General features: G+C 33.4%; 13 protein-coding genes. 4 read left to right on the top strand and 9 right to left on the bottom strand.

Translation table 11 applies throughout. The features are described 5' to 3' along the window. Positions 1 to 23 precede the first annotated feature (23 nt). Positions 24 to 263: a hypothetical protein gene (locus tag ABGB03_RS07375; protein WP_347926151.1), complete on the top strand. Its 240-nt coding sequence runs from the start codon at positions 24 to 26 to the stop codon at positions 261 to 263. Between the two features lie 53 nt (positions 264 to 316). Here ABGB03_RS07375 and ettA read toward each other — a convergent pair whose 3' ends face one another. The 6 genes from ettA to ABGB03_RS07405 form a co-directional block, all read right to left on the bottom strand. Continuing rightward, positions 317 to 2,008: an energy-dependent translational throttle protein EttA gene (gene ettA, locus ABGB03_RS07380; RefSeq protein WP_347926153.1), complete on the bottom strand. Its 1,692-nt coding sequence runs from the start codon at positions 2,006 to 2,008 to the stop codon at positions 317 to 319. After that, positions 2,008 to 2,190, bottom strand: a complete 183-nt coding sequence (locus ABGB03_RS07385) for a CAL67264 family membrane protein (RefSeq protein WP_243472163.1) — start codon at positions 2,188 to 2,190, stop codon at positions 2,008 to 2,010. Before ABGB03_RS07385 ends, ettA begins: the two co-directional genes overlap by 1 nt. 88 nt (positions 2,191 to 2,278) lie before the next feature. Beyond that, positions 2,279 to 3,148, bottom strand: a complete 870-nt coding sequence (locus tag ABGB03_RS07390; protein ID WP_347926154.1) for a pirin family protein — start codon at positions 3,146 to 3,148, stop codon at positions 2,279 to 2,281. A gap of 48 nt (positions 3,149 to 3,196) precedes the next feature. Beyond that, the gene (locus tag ABGB03_RS07395; protein ID WP_347926156.1) at positions 3,197 to 3,634 is read right to left on the bottom strand and encodes a MarR family transcriptional regulator; all 438 of its coding nucleotides are present in this window, start codon (positions 3,632 to 3,634) and stop codon (positions 3,197 to 3,199) included. Further along, the gene (locus tag ABGB03_RS07400) at positions 3,634 to 4,164 is read right to left on the bottom strand and encodes an NAD(P)H-dependent oxidoreductase (RefSeq protein WP_347926158.1); all 531 of its coding nucleotides are present in this window, start codon (positions 4,162 to 4,164) and stop codon (positions 3,634 to 3,636) included. Before ABGB03_RS07400 ends, ABGB03_RS07395 begins: the two co-directional genes overlap by 1 nt. 4 nt (positions 4,165 to 4,168) lie before the next feature. Beyond that, complete coding sequence (locus ABGB03_RS07405) at positions 4,169 to 4,525, bottom strand: DoxX family protein (protein WP_347926159.1); 357 nt, start codon at positions 4,523 to 4,525, stop codon at positions 4,169 to 4,171. A gap of 142 nt (positions 4,526 to 4,667) precedes the next feature. Here ABGB03_RS07405 and ABGB03_RS07410 point away from each other — a divergent pair, with 142 nt between their 5' ends. After that, positions 4,668 to 6,296, top strand: coding sequence for a carboxyl transferase domain-containing protein (locus ABGB03_RS07410; protein ID WP_347926161.1), 1,629 nt, complete (start codon positions 4,668 to 4,670; stop codon positions 6,294 to 6,296). Here ABGB03_RS07410 and ABGB03_RS07415 read toward each other — a convergent pair. The 3 genes from ABGB03_RS07415 to ABGB03_RS07425 all read right to left on the bottom strand — a co-directional run bounded on the left by ABGB03_RS07415 (position 6,293) and on the right by ABGB03_RS07425 (position 11,017). Next, complete coding sequence (locus tag ABGB03_RS07415) at positions 6,293 to 7,630, bottom strand: M24 family metallopeptidase (RefSeq protein ID WP_347926163.1); 1,338 nt, start codon at positions 7,628 to 7,630, stop codon at positions 6,293 to 6,295. The two genes, ABGB03_RS07410 and ABGB03_RS07415, sit on opposite strands and share 4 nt — an antisense overlap. 124 nt (positions 7,631 to 7,754) lie before the next feature. After that, positions 7,755 to 9,821: a von Willebrand factor type A domain-containing protein gene (locus ABGB03_RS07420; protein WP_347926165.1), complete on the bottom strand. Its 2,067-nt coding sequence runs from the start codon at positions 9,819 to 9,821 to the stop codon at positions 7,755 to 7,757. 95 nt (positions 9,822 to 9,916) lie between these two features. Beyond that, the gene (locus ABGB03_RS07425; RefSeq protein ID WP_347926167.1) at positions 9,917 to 11,017 is read right to left on the bottom strand and encodes an AMP-binding protein; all 1,101 of its coding nucleotides are present in this window, start codon (positions 11,015 to 11,017) and stop codon (positions 9,917 to 9,919) included. Between the two features lie 287 nt (positions 11,018 to 11,304). Here ABGB03_RS07425 and ABGB03_RS07430 point away from each other — a divergent pair, with 287 nt between their 5' ends. Further along, entirely contained in the window at positions 11,305 to 13,470 is a 2,166-nt protein-coding gene (locus tag ABGB03_RS07430; protein ID WP_347926169.1) for a DNA mismatch repair protein MutS, read from the top strand. Then, entirely contained in the window at positions 13,467 to 13,883 is a 417-nt protein-coding gene (locus ABGB03_RS07435) for a DCC1-like thiol-disulfide oxidoreductase family protein (RefSeq protein WP_347926171.1), read from the top strand. Before ABGB03_RS07430 ends, ABGB03_RS07435 begins: the two co-directional genes overlap by 4 nt. Positions 13,884 to 13,911 lie beyond the last annotated feature (28 nt).

Raw genomic sequence — 13,911 nt, forward strand, 5'->3', positions numbered from 1 at the left:
ATTAACCCAAATTGCTTTATAAAATGCTGCTAATCAATCTGCTAAAATTCAATTTTAATTCTATCTCCTTATTAGAACAAACAAGTATTGTTACCATATTAATGATAACAGTTGCGTTCTTTTTAATACTATTAATATTGGGTGTTAGAAAGTCTTATAAATTGAAAGCTGAAAACGAAAAGCTAAGCAAAAAATCAAATGCATCTACTACTGAAGATAACAAAAAGTATAAAGATTTTACTGAAGGTCATTTATATGATTAACAGAAACAAAAACATACAATAAAAAAGCCAGCAATTGCTGGCTTTTTTATTTTCTATCTTACTAGTTTCTTATATTTTATTCGTTTCGGCATTAAATCGCCACCCAAACGTTTTTTCTTATTTTCTTCATAATCACTAAAACTTCCTTCAAAGAAATATACTTGACTATCACCTTCGAAAGCTAGAATGTGTGTACAAATTCTATCTAGAAACCATCTATCGTGAGAAATAACAACAGCACATCCAGCAAAATTTTCAAGACCTTCTTCCAAAGCTCTTAAAGTATTGACATCAAGATCATTAGTAGGCTCATCTAAAAGTAATACATTACCTTCTTCTTTAAGCGTCATAGCCAAATGTAAACGGTTACGTTCACCACCAGATAATAAGTTTACTTTTTTGTTTTGTTCACTTCCAGAAAAATTAAAACGGCTTAAATAGGCTCTAGAGTTTACTTGCTTTCCACCCATCATAACCAATTCTTGTTCGTCACTAAAGTTTTGCCAAATTGTTTTCTCTGGGTCTATATTCGAGTGCTTTTGATCTACGTAAGCAATTTTTGCGGTATCGCCTACTTTAAACTCGCCCTTATCAGGAGTTTCTTCTCCCATAATCATTCTAAAAATAGTGGTCTTACCTGCGCCGTTTGGTCCAATAACTCCAACAATTCCAGCTTGGGGAAGATTGAAATTTAAATCTTCGTAAAGTAACTTGTCGCCATAAGCTTTACTTACACCAACGGATTCAATAACATTGGTACCTAGACGTGGACCATTAGGAATATAGATTTCAAGTTTTTCATCTAACTGCTTTTGGTCCTGACTCATTAGCTTGTCATAGTTCTTCAAACGTGCCTTTTGCTTTGTTTGACGACCTTTTGCTCCTTGACGAACCCATTCCAGCTCTCGTTCTAACGTTTTTTGACGCTTAGAAGCTGCTTTTCCTTCTTGAGCCATTCGCTTAGATTTTTGATCTAACCATGACGAATAGTTTCCTTTCCATGGGATGCCTTCGCCTCTATCTAATTCTAATATCCAACCAGCAACATTATCTAAAAAGTATCTATCGTGAGTTACAGCGATTACCGTACCTTTATATTGTGCCAAATGATGTTCTAACCAATGCACAGATTCTGCGTCCAAGTGGTTAGTTGGCTCATCTAATAACAATACATCTGGTTCTTGTAATAGCAAGCGACACAAAGCTACACGACGACGCTCACCACCAGAAAGCACACCAATTTTTTTATCACCTTCAGGAGTACGCAATGCATCCATGGCTATTTCTAATTTAGTATCAAGTTCCCAAGCATTTGCAGCATCTATTTGATCTTGCAATTCGGCTTGACGATTCATAAGTTTCTCCATTTTATCTGGATTGCTATAAACTTCCTCTAAACCAAATTGGTCATTAATGCTATTGTACTCATCAAGAATAGCTACAGTTTCTGCAGCTCCTTCTCGAACAATTTCCATTACAGTTTTATTATCATCTAGTTGTGGTTCTTGTTCTAAATAACCAACTGAATAGTCTTGAGAAAAAACCACATCTCCTTGATAGTTTTTATCAACTCCAGCAATAATCTTTAAAAGCGTAGATTTTCCAGAACCATTAAGACCCAAAATTCCAATTTTAGCTCCATAGAAGAAGCTTAAATAGATATTTTTTAAAACTGGTGTATTTGCACTTTGAAATGTCTTGGTTACACCAGACATTGAAAATATTATTTTTTTATCGTCACTCATTATACACGTCCTTTTAAAGCATTAAACACCCAAGCAATAGCAAAAAAACCTATTCCTACAGCTGCAAATCCCCAACCTGCCACTTCATCATACCTAAAAGCACCTAAAGCTATTAGTCCCAATCCTACTATAATCATTATTGTGGTAGCCCAAGCCAGCACAGTATTTTTATTCATTGCCATATTCTAAATCTTAATTAGTTTGATAGTTAGTCGAAACACAAATATCGCATTTTTTATATAAAAAAAGCATCCTTTTAGATGCTTTAATTTATCGAGGAAGAAATCCCATTTTACCCATTTGATAATCACGAAGCGCTTCCATAATTTCAGTTTGATTATTCATAACATATGGCCCCCAACTTGTAACTTTCTCATTAAAAGGTGTTCCAGATAAAAATAGCAATTTGCTTTTTGCAAATCCTAATAAACTGAAGCCTTCTCCATCTTGATTAAGCTCTATCAGTTGGTTTTTATCTAAAGCTAACTCAGTATCATCATTTATAGACACTTCCCCATTTAGTAAATAAAGTACAGATTGATGATTTTTAGGAATACTAACATTATAAGTCCCACCTTCATCAATATCAATCATATATGCATTGACAGATGTTTGGGTTGCTATTTTTCCTGATTTCCCTTCTAAAGAACCTGCAATGACTTGGATGTTTACTTTACCATCTTCCGAAGCAATAACAGTAAAGTCTTCATTCTTTACATGCTGATAGTTTGGCTGAACCATTTTCTTTTCTGCAGGCAAGTTTAACCATAACTGAATTCCTTCTAATACACCACCTTTTTGAACAAAGTCCTTTGTTGGTCCTTCAGCATGAATAATACCTCTTCCAGCAGTTGTCCACTGCACATCACCAGACTTCACAATACTTTCATTACCTAGCGAATCACGATGCAGCTGCTCTCCCTGAATAAGAAATGTAATAGGTTCAAATCCACGATGTGGATGCGGTCCCAAATCAAACGGATTATTATCTTCATCTATTTGATACGGTCCATAATGATGCAATAATATAAATGGATCTACCATTTCTATGTCCTGAGTCGGAATAGGTTGACGTAACTCTATTGGTCCCATATTAACGAAGTCACTTCGTCCTACTCTCTTTATTGTGTTTAGTTTCATAATTTCTTGTTTTTTAGTTCCCATGGAAACTATTTAATCAATTTTTTTTTAGCGAATTTTATCTAGCAGGTCGCTTAATTGTGCTGCTTCCTTTTCATTTAGATTTTTTAATAAATCAAAATTCATTTTTTTTGAAATATCTTCAAGTAATTTTAAACCTTCATCAGTAATAGCTATATGTACAACTCTTCTATCCTCAGGACATGGTATGCGTTCTATTAGCATTTTTGCACATAGTTTATCCATTAATCGTGTGGCATTTGGAGCTCGTTCTATCATACGTTCTTTAATGGTTTGTACTTTTAATGGTACTCCAGCACCTCTTAAAATTCTAAGAATATTAAATTGCTGTGGGGAAATACCGAATGGTTTAAAAAACGTGTTCTGGTGACTATTTATCCAATTACTCGTGTAAATAATATTTAGTAATGCCTTTACCTTGTTATTTGGAAAACTTGAATTAATATCCTTTGATATATCTCCCATTATAGTTTATTTTCAAATTTAGTAACAGCTTCATTAAGCTGTTGAGCTAATTCTTTATCTTTTATTCCTACATCAGAAAAATTATTTCCAAAGAACGGCAATGAAAAATCTGCTATAATATTTCCGCCCATATATGGAAAACGACCCTTAGCAATGTCTAAAACAGTAGCTCCTCCTCTTCCTCCTGGTGAAGTAGCCATTAACAGCATTGGTATATTACTCCATAGTTTTCCATCTATTCTAGACATCCAATCAAAAATGTTCTTAAATGCTGTTGAATAAGCTCCATTATGCTCAGCTAAGGATAATACAATACCATCTGATGATTTTATTTTATCAAGAAATACTTGAGCATTATCTGGAATACCATGTTCATTTTCTAAATCTATACCATAAAGTGGCAATTCAAAATCGTTTAAATCTAAAACTTCAACTTTAGCGTTATTTATTTGATTTGCAACATAAATTGCTAATGTCTTATTTATTGAATTCTTGCTATTACTTCCTGCAAAGGTTACAACTTTTTTCATATTATTATTTACTAATTCTTTTGTTAAAAATGTATGATATTACTAATAAAACTAACGCCATTAAAGCTCCTCCTTGCTCTCCGTCGCCTATCATATAGTGAGCAAAAAATGCCAGAATGAATGCATAAAAGAAACCAGCATAAGCCCATTCTTTAAGAGTCCTGAAATTTGGATTCCAAAGTGCAAACAGTCCTAATAGCTTTGCAACTGCATATGGATAAATAATATACGTTGGATATCCAAAATCATTAAACATAATTGCTACTTCATCATGGTTGAAAAAGTACATACTAACTGAAAATAGCATTAAAAGGGTTAACAATCCTGTTGCTATGTAATAAATAATTTTATCTCTTTTCATTTTAAGTTGTTTTTATTTGATGCAAATATACAAAATAAAATTAATATATTCCATGGAATATATTTCCGTGTAATATATAAATACAAATTCAATCTTTTATAGCATCGAGTTCTTTCGTACTTTAGCATCAAACAAAGAATTAATGGACATTAACTTCAATAAAAACGAAGATCATAATAAACTTTTAGTATCAGATTTAAGAAAACGCTTCGCTCAAGTTAAGCTTGGTGGTGGAAAAAATCGAATAGAAAAACATCATGCTAAAGGTAAAATGACAGCACGAGAACGCATCGATTACCTATTGGATTCCAAAGCAAATAGTATAGAAATTGGAGCGTTTGCTGGGGACGAAATGTATAAAGAACATGGAGGTTGTCCATCTGGAGGTGTTGTAGTTAAAATTGGTTATGTTAAAGGAAAGCAATGTATTGTCGTCGCTAACGATGCAACAGTTAAAGCTGGCGCTTGGTTCCCAATTACTGGAAAAAAGAACTTACGTGCTCAGGAAATTTCGATTGAAAATAGATTACCTATAATTTATCTTGTAGATTCTGCTGGTGTGTATTTACCTATGCAAGATGAGATTTTTCCAGACAAAGAGCATTTTGGGCGCATTTTTAGAAACAATGCTGTGATGAGCAGTATGGGAATAACCCAAATAGCTGCGGTAATGGGAAGCTGTGTCGCTGGAGGCGCTTACTTGCCTATTATGAGTGATGAAGCCTTAATCGTTGATAAAACTGGTAGTATTTTCTTGGCTGGAAGTTATTTGGTAAAAGCAGCCATAGGTGAAACCATCGATAACGAAACACTTGGTGGTGCTACGACACACTGTGAGGTTAGTGGTGTAACCGATTATAAAGCTAAAGATGATAAAGATGCTTTAGATACCATTAAGAACATTATTGACAAAATTGGTGATTACGATAAAGCTGGGTTTAATAGAGCTAAAGCTGAGTTACCAAAAGAAACACAAGAAGACATCTATGGTATACTACCTAAAAGTCGTGCTGACCAATATGACATGTACGACATCATAAAACGTCTGGTTGATAATTCTGAATATGATGAATATAAAGCAGGCTATGGGAAAACTATTATCACAGCTTATGCAAGAATTGATGGTTGGGCAGTTGGTATAGTTGCCAATCAACGAAAATTAGTAAAAACCAAAAAAGGCGAGATGCAATTTGGCGGCGTGATTTATAATGATAGTGCTGATAAAGCCACACGTTTTATTGCCAATTGTAACCAAAAGAAAATTCCGTTGGTATTTTTACAAGATGTCACAGGTTTTATGGTAGGTAGTAAAAGTGAACATGGAGGTATTATTAAAGATGGTGCTAAAATGGTAAATGCTGTAAGTAACTCTGTAGTGCCAAAATTCACTATTATCATTGGAAATAGTTATGGTGCTGGAAATTACGCTATGTGTGGGAAAGCCTATGACCCAAGGTTGATAGTCGCTTGGCCAAGTGCTGAGTTGGCAGTAATGAGTGGGAACTCAGCAGCTAAAGTGCTACTACAAATTGAAAAAGCCTCGTTACTTAAAAAAGGTGAAAAAATAACCCCTGAAAAAGAGGAAGAACTTTTCAATAAAATAAAAGACAGATACGACAACCAAGTATCGCCTTATTATGCTGCAGCTAGACTCTGGACAGATGGAGTCATAGATCCTCTTGATACAAGAAAATGGGTAAGTATGGGTATAGAAGGTGCTAACCACGCCCCTATTGATAAACCTTTTAATTTAGGAGTGATTCAGGTTTAATTCCCTTGACGGCCTTTAACTCTCGGAATGGTTAACAACTTTGTTTGTCGTCCGTTTACATATCTAAAACCATCTTTATCAAAGAAACCAGCTTCTTCAAACATAATACGAATATCACGTTTCCATTCTGGAATGTTTACGGTTGTATTCAATTCAATAGCATAAACCGTGTTTATATGTAACGGATAATCACCATTTACAGGAACCCCTCCTTGAGCATCCCACATACCTAATGTGGTCCCAGACGAATGTCCATAACTCCCTAATGGATGTGTATAAATAGATGGTCGCAACCCTTCTGCTTTAGCCTCTTCAAGTGACTTTAACAGAATTTGATTTCCTGTAGCACCTTCCACAAAATTATTTGTGAATATATCTTGAACTCTATTCCCTTCTGCAAAGGCATCCGATAAAAACTTAGGTGGTGCTTTTTCTTCTGGTTTTAATACATACGCCAATTCTTGACAGTCGGTATTTAAACGCAGATAAGTAATTCCGAAATCACAATGCAATAAATCTCCTGGCAAAATTACCATTTCTCCTGGTCTATCTGAAAACGAATATAAGTGACCTTCTAATTCCTCACTAGTTCGTTGCACATCAACACTTGGGTGAAACCATGTTTCAAGACCTAATTGCGTTACTTTATCACGCATCCACCACTCTACATCTGTCGTGGTGGTAATTCCAGGGGTAATGACTTTTTCAGAAAAAGCCTCAGCTATAATATCATGCGTGATATCTACTAACTGATTAAAAATAACCATTTCACGTTCTGTTCTGGTTTCTATCCAACCTGTGGCTAATGGTTGTGCCGAAGTCACTCTTTTTTCAAACTTTTTTGGTAAGTAGGACATAAACTCATCATAATCGGTTTTATCTAAACCATCTGCTATATTAAAATGCTTAGAATAGTTGAGTCCTATTTTATTAGGATTACGCTCTTCAATGAGCTGCATGAGGCGTTTCCATTGGTTTGGTTCTTTTTCTTTATCCCATGCCGAAATGATATTTTCACCAAAATTATATCTAGCAACTGCTAATTTTTCAATTGTATTGTTTGCTTTATCTCTATAAAATAGAATAATTGTTCGTCTGCGTGCATTTAACCAAGTAGCTGGCAACATGGTTCTAAGCACTGGATCCTCATTATATTCACGTGAAATTAACACCCACATATCAATACCAGTTCTATCCATTAATTGAGGTAACAGGTTATTGAATCTATCAGCTAATATTTCATCGACTACTCTTGCTCTTTCACGTTCTGGTAAAATACGTTGAGCATTAATTTGAAGCGTGATTAAAAAAACAATGAAGCATACTTTTCTCATGTTGAAAATATTGGTTGGTTAGGATATAAAAATATAGAATTTAATTGACATCAAAAAAAGAGGAACATCTTTTAAATGCTCCTCAATTATCAAGTCTAAACTAAACTACTTATGAACCAACCAATCATTGACTTGATGTATTATAATCAGTAGCTTTAACTAGTCTTATAAACTCAGCCCTATAGCCATCTTTATCATCTCCTTTAGAGTTTTTAGCAAGAGTAAGTACGTCATCAATACTAGAATCGTTTAAGTATTGAGATTTCCTTAAATGCATACCAAACAAAGCCACTGAAGATGCAAATTTTAAATCTTCAGAAGATTCAGTAACCTCATCTTTTAATGTGTGAATCATTTCTATACTCTTATCTTCGCTAGGCTTTTTATATCTGAATTTTACCGTTAAAAGCTCATCTGAAAAACTATCGGTATTAACTGATTTTGTGTATTTTAAATCATCTACCTCTTTCAAAAACTCACTTTCAACGCCAACTGGAATTATTTCATAAAGTGCAGTTACAGTGTGTCCACTACCTAATTCACCAGCATCTTTAGTGTCATCAATAAAATCTTCATCGTTTAAAAGGCGGTTTTCATAACCTATTAGTCTATAAGCCTTTACTTTATTTGGATTGAATTCAACCTGAATTTTCACATCCTTAGCAATGGTATATAAAGTGCCTCCAAATTCTTTACCAAATACTTTTTGAGCTTCTTGCATAGTATCAATAAAAGCATGGTTTCCGTTGCCTTTATCTGCTAATGTTTCTAATTTTGAGTCTTTGTAATTACCATAACCAAATCCTAAGACCGATAGATATACTCCAGATTTTCTTTTTTCTTCAATTAGCTTTTCCATAGCTTTATCACTTGATTTTCCAACATTAAAATCGCCATCTGTAGCTAATATCACTCTATTATTTCCTTTTCGCTTATAATTTTGCTGAGCTAATTTATAAGCTAATTCAATTCCTGCACCACCAGCAGTAGAGCCTCCAGATTCTAAATTTTCTAGTGCACTTAGTATTTTTTCTTTATGTGCACCAGAGGTTGGTTTTAAAACTACACCTGCTGCTCCTGCATACACCACAATAGATACTCTATCCTGCTCTCTCAATTGATTTACCAATAGTTTAAATGCCGATTTTAGTAATGGTAATTTGTTATCTGAATTCATTGAGCCAGAAACATCTATTAAGAATGTAAGGTTAGACGGTGGTAATTCTTCATTTGAATAAGTTTTTCCTTGTAATCCAATTTTTACGATTTTAGTATTGCTATTCCATGGTGTAACTGCTGCTTCAGTGTTAATAGAAAATGGATGTTCGCCTAAAGGTTTCGGGTAATTATAATCGAAATAATTAACCATTTCTTCAATCTTTACAGCATCAAAAGGAATTCTTTGACCATTATTAATCATCCTTCTAATATTGCTATAAGACGCTTTATCTACATCTATCGAAAAGGTTGACAATGGTGCTAAATTGGTTCTTTCAAAATTGTTTTCGTCAATTTGAGCATACGTCTCTTGATTTTCAATTCTATAATTACCCTGTTTGGTTGTAATAACAATACATCCATTTTTAGCAGACTGTCCAAAAACTGCCTTTGCCTTAGCGCCTTTATAAACATTTATGTGGTCCATGTCTTGAGAGTTAATATTCTTGATAATTGAATTATAATGTGATTGAATTGGCACACCATCTACAATGTATAATGGTTGATCTTTTGAAGTATTTACTGCTGTCCCCCTTATTTGTACACCTGCTACTTTCCCTTGAAGCGCTTGAGTTATACTATTATGATATGTTTTTTGTTTTTGACGTTTAAGCTGTGCTTTGGTTGGTTTATGATTAACTCTTGAATATCCATAAGCTGTAACAATAACTTCTTCTAAAAGAGCAGCATCTTCTTGCATAGTCACATTAATAGTATTTGAAGCCCCTACAGTTTGTTCTGAGGTTTTTAAGCCTACATAAGTAAACACCAAAACATCTCCAACATTAGCTAGTATTTCATAGTTGCCATCAAAGTCAGATTGTGTTCCAGTAGTTGCTCCTTTAATCATAATATTAACCCCTGGAAGTGGCATTCCAGATTCATCAGATACTGTTCCTTTAATCATTTTTTGTTGCGCCATACTAGACATTGTTATAAATGCCGTTAGTATTAATGTAGTGAATACTTTCATCTTGTCTCGGTTTTAAAGTTTATATAAAACTATAGTCAAATAGTAATATTTAAAACCAAGAATGAGTGAAGTGGTACTTTGAGTGAGTGAACACCTTATTGTAATAATTCTAGAGTTTGCTTACGTTGTAGTTTTCCTGAATTAGTAGTAGCAAACTGAGGGAGACAAAATATCTGTTTTGGGATTTCGTAGACATTTAGATTTGGGAGTTTTTTTATGGTTTCGGCAATTTGCTCAATATCACAAGAGCCTTCGATAACTAAAATTAGGCACTCACCCAGTGAATCATCTTTTCTTGAGGCAATAAAAAAGGGCACTTCAATAACTTGAGCTAACTTCTCTTCTATTTGCTCAGGAAATAATTTTATACCACCAGAATTAATGACATTATCGATACGACCAAGTAGTTTAAAGCTGTTCTTAGAACACAGTTCAATAATATCGTTAGTCACTACTGGAACATCTGTTAATTGAGGCGCATTTATTACTAGACATTCTCTATCATCTTTTGATATGCTTATATTTGGAAGTATTTCAAACGTTTCATTATCAGGTTGTTTTGTCTTGCTTCCTCGCAATGACGAAAAATTGTTTAGTTTCTTAACAGCAATATGCGTAATGGTTTCGGTCATGCCATAGGTTGCATATATATTGCAGTTGGTTTCTTGAATTTTATTTTGAAGCTTGTTTGATACGGCTGCTCCTCCAACAATAAGGGTTTTTATGTCACGTAATTGATTAATCGAATTCTGTAATTGCAAAGGCACCATTGCACAGAAATTATAAGACTTATCAATAAATAAAAGTGGTTGTGAATTTGGTTCTACAATGTCCAATTCTAAACCTAAAATTAAAGCTCTTACCAACATCATTTTTCCTGCAATAAAACCAGTTGGCAAACAATGCAAAGCAGTATTTCCAGAAACTAACCCAAAATAATCGCCTGTCGCTAGAGCCGAATGCACCATAGACTGTTTTTTTAAAGCCAATAATTTTGGTGTTCCAGTAGAGCCAGACGTAGTTACAGAGATAACCTCCTTATCATTTAACCAGTCCAATAAAAAGTCGCCAATCACTTTTTGAAATGGCAAACCTTCTTTAATAAAATCGGAAGCAAATTCACTTAAAGCGCCTCGGTCGTAGTACTTTCCATTTAGTTTGAATTTGTCATGAATTTTATTAAAGTTTGGAATCATTTTCTATATGTGTTTTCTATATACAAAAATATTCTTTTTGGAGCGATTTATGACATTGCATGTAAAACATTAAAACAATTTTAGTAGATATTTGATAAAGTTAATGGAAGAAATTCTTTTTGTGCTATTGGAATTTTGGTCTTATTGATTGTTAATAATTAAATGGACATCGAAAAAATTAAATAAGAATAAATTATGCACAAATACGTAAGCTTAACTCTAAAAATTCCACATCTCGATTGTAATACGTAACTTTGTCTTCCTTTAAAACAATAGGATTACAGAGGATGATTAACATTCACGAAAAGACACTTCAAGATTTAGAGTTTTCTACCGTGTTGCAACAAGTAAGTGACCATTGTGTTACTGCTCTTGGCAAAGCAAAGGTTTTTAATATTACACCATATGATAAAAAGGAAACCCTACTCATTAGCCTACAGTTAACACATGAGTATGTGTCCTCGTTTTATAATGATAATCGTATACCAAATCACGGATTTGATCCTATAACAAAAGAACTACAATTACTAAATATTGAAAATACTTATTTAGAAACACACAGCTTGAAAAAGCTAGTATTCATATCTTTAACGGTAAATGATATTCTTAAATTCTTAAAAAAATTCGAAGAATATTATCCTAACTTACATCGTTACACCTCGCATATTGAAATAACTACTGCACTTATTGAGAGTGTTGATACTATTGTTGATCGTTTTGGTGATGTAAAGGATAATGCATCTTCATTGCTTTATGAATTACGACAAGGTATTAATAAATTAAAAGGTAAAATTAATTCTAGTTTCACAAGTGCCTTAAACACCTACCATAATTTAGAATACCTAGATGATATTCGTGAATCTGTCGTAGAAAATAAGCGTGTTTTGGCTGTAAAAGCTATGTATAGACGTAAAGTAAAAGGTGCTATTATGGGTGGTAGCAAAACTGGAAGTATCGTTTATATAGAGCCAGAAGCAACTCTTCAACATTCTAGAGAACTCAACAATTTAGAATATGAAGAAAGCGAAGAAGTTGTTAGGATATTAAAAGAGCTAACAAATTATATTCGCCCATTTTTGCCTTTATTACAAAATTACCAATCGTTTCTAACAACTATAGATGTTATTGCGGCCAAAGCAAAGTATGCAAAGTCTATGAATGCAATTCTTCCTGAAATTACAGAAGAACGTGATATGTACTTAAGAGATGCATACCACCCACTACTATATTTGACCAATTTAGAAAAGAAAGAAAAAACATTTCCGCAAACTATTGCCTTAAAGCATGACAGTAGAATTATTGTTATTTCTGGGCCTAACGCTGGTGGAAAAAGCATCACACTTAAAACTATTGGTTTATTACAAGTAATGCTGCAAAGTGGCATGCTAATTCCTGTTCATGAACGTAGTAAAGCGTGCTTATTTGATCGTATATTGAGCGATATAGGAGATAATCAATCCATAGAAAATCATTTGAGTACGTATAGCTACAGACTAAAGCAAATGAATTATTTCTTAAAGAAATGCAACAAGAAAACATTATTTCTAATTGATGAGTTTGGTACAGGTAGTGATCCTGAACTTGGTGGCGCTTTAGCTGAAACTTTTCTAGAAGTCTTTTATGATCGTGGAGCTTTTGGTATTATAACAACTCATTATTCCAATTTAAAATTGTTAGCCAATGAGAAGGAACACATGATTAATGCTAATATGCTGTTTGATGAACGCTCGCTAGAGCCATTATATAAACTAGCATTAGGTCAAGCTGGAAGCTCGTTTACTTTTGAAGTTGCTCAAAAAAATGGTATTCCCTATAACTTAATAAATAAAGCTAAAAAGAAAATTGAACGTTCAAAAGTACGTTTTGATGCTACTATTGCTAAGTTACAGAAAGAACGATCTAAGCTTGAAAAAACTGGAGAATCATTAAAACAAAATGAGAAAAAGAAACTTGCCGAAGCTGATAAACTAGAAGCAATTAACGATAAAGTTCAAAAGAAACTTGAAAGCTATCAGGAGTTATACGATAGTAACCAGAGACTTATCTATTTAGGGCAAAAAGTAAACGATTTATCTGAAAAGTATTTAAATAACAAACGAAAACGTGAATTGATGGCTGAACTATTCAAGTTGGTTCAAATTGAAAATTCAAAACGCAAAAAAGTATCCGTTCGCGAAAAAAAAGTTATCAAACAAAAAGAGCAACAAGTAAAGAAAGAAGTTGAGAAAAAAGTTGAAGTTATTAGAAAGAAAAAGATAGCCGCAAAGAAAAAAAACATAGAAACGCCAAAGCCAAAACCTATACTTAAAGTTGGAGATCGAGTTAGAATGGAAGATGGTCGTGCCATTGGAAGCATTGATAAGATTGAAAAAAATAAAGCTATAGTAAACTACGGCTTATTTACAACAAATGTTAGTATGGAACAATTGGAATTAGTTGAAAATAAGAAATGATACAGTTACCAAAACATAAACATATTATCCTCTTCGATGGTGTTTGCAACCTCTGCAATTCTAGTATTAATTATGTAATAAAGCATGATAAAAATGATGTGTTTATGTTTGCTCCATTGCAAGGAGAGGTTGGTGGTCTAATTAGAAAACAATTTCAATTAGATACTTCAAAAACCGATTCTATTCTTTTATATTCTCAAGAAAAAGGTTTAAAAATAAAATCAACAGCAGCTTTAGCGGTAGCTTCCAAATTAGGTTTTCCAAGAAATTTACTAGTAGTGTTTTACATTATTCCACCATTTATTAGAAATTGGGTATATGATTATATTGCCAAGAATAGATATAAGTGGTATGGTAAAAAAGATATTTGCATGATACCAACCCAAGAACTAAAAGCAAAATTTTTACAATAAAAAAACCCAAAGATTTATCTTTGGGTTT

The sequence above is a fragment of the Pontimicrobium sp. SW4 genome, from assembly GCF_039954625.1.
Classification (GTDB): domain Bacteria; phylum Bacteroidota; class Bacteroidia; order Flavobacteriales; family Flavobacteriaceae; genus Pontimicrobium.

Coding starts and splice junctions, on each gene's coding strand:
- ABGB03_RS07410 (WP_347926161.1), top strand. CDS start 4,668: ATGGACATTAACTTCAATAAAAACGAAGATCATAATAAACTTTTAGTA.
- ABGB03_RS07390 (WP_347926154.1), bottom strand. CDS start 3,148: ATGAAACTAAACACAATAAAGAGAGTAGGACGAAGTGACTTCGTTAAT.
- ABGB03_RS07400 (WP_347926158.1), bottom strand. CDS start 4,164: ATGAAAAAAGTTGTAACCTTTGCAGGAAGTAATAGCAAGAATTCAATA.
- ABGB03_RS07385 (WP_243472163.1), bottom strand. CDS start 2,190: ATGGCAATGAATAAAAATACTGTGCTGGCTTGGGCTACCACAATAATG.
- ABGB03_RS07415 (WP_347926163.1), bottom strand. CDS start 7,630: ATGAGAAAAGTATGCTTCATTGTTTTTTTAATCACGCTTCAAATTAAT.
- ABGB03_RS07405 (WP_347926159.1), bottom strand. CDS start 4,525: ATGAAAAGAGATAAAATTATTTATTACATAGCAACAGGATTGTTAACC.
- ABGB03_RS07420 (WP_347926165.1), bottom strand. CDS start 9,821: ATGAAAGTATTCACTACATTAATACTAACGGCATTTATAACAATGTCT.
- ABGB03_RS07375 (WP_347926151.1), top strand. CDS start 24: ATGCTGCTAATCAATCTGCTAAAATTCAATTTTAATTCTATCTCCTTA.
- ABGB03_RS07395 (WP_347926156.1), bottom strand. CDS start 3,634: ATGGGAGATATATCAAAGGATATTAATTCAAGTTTTCCAAATAACAAG.
- ABGB03_RS07425 (WP_347926167.1), bottom strand. CDS start 11,017: ATGATTCCAAACTTTAATAAAATTCATGACAAATTCAAACTAAATGGA.
- ABGB03_RS07435 (WP_347926171.1), top strand. CDS start 13,467: ATGATACAGTTACCAAAACATAAACATATTATCCTCTTCGATGGTGTT.
- ABGB03_RS07430 (WP_347926169.1), top strand. CDS start 11,305: ATGATTAACATTCACGAAAAGACACTTCAAGATTTAGAGTTTTCTACC.
- ettA (WP_347926153.1), bottom strand. CDS start 2,008: ATGAGTGACGATAAAAAAATAATATTTTCAATGTCTGGTGTAACCAAG.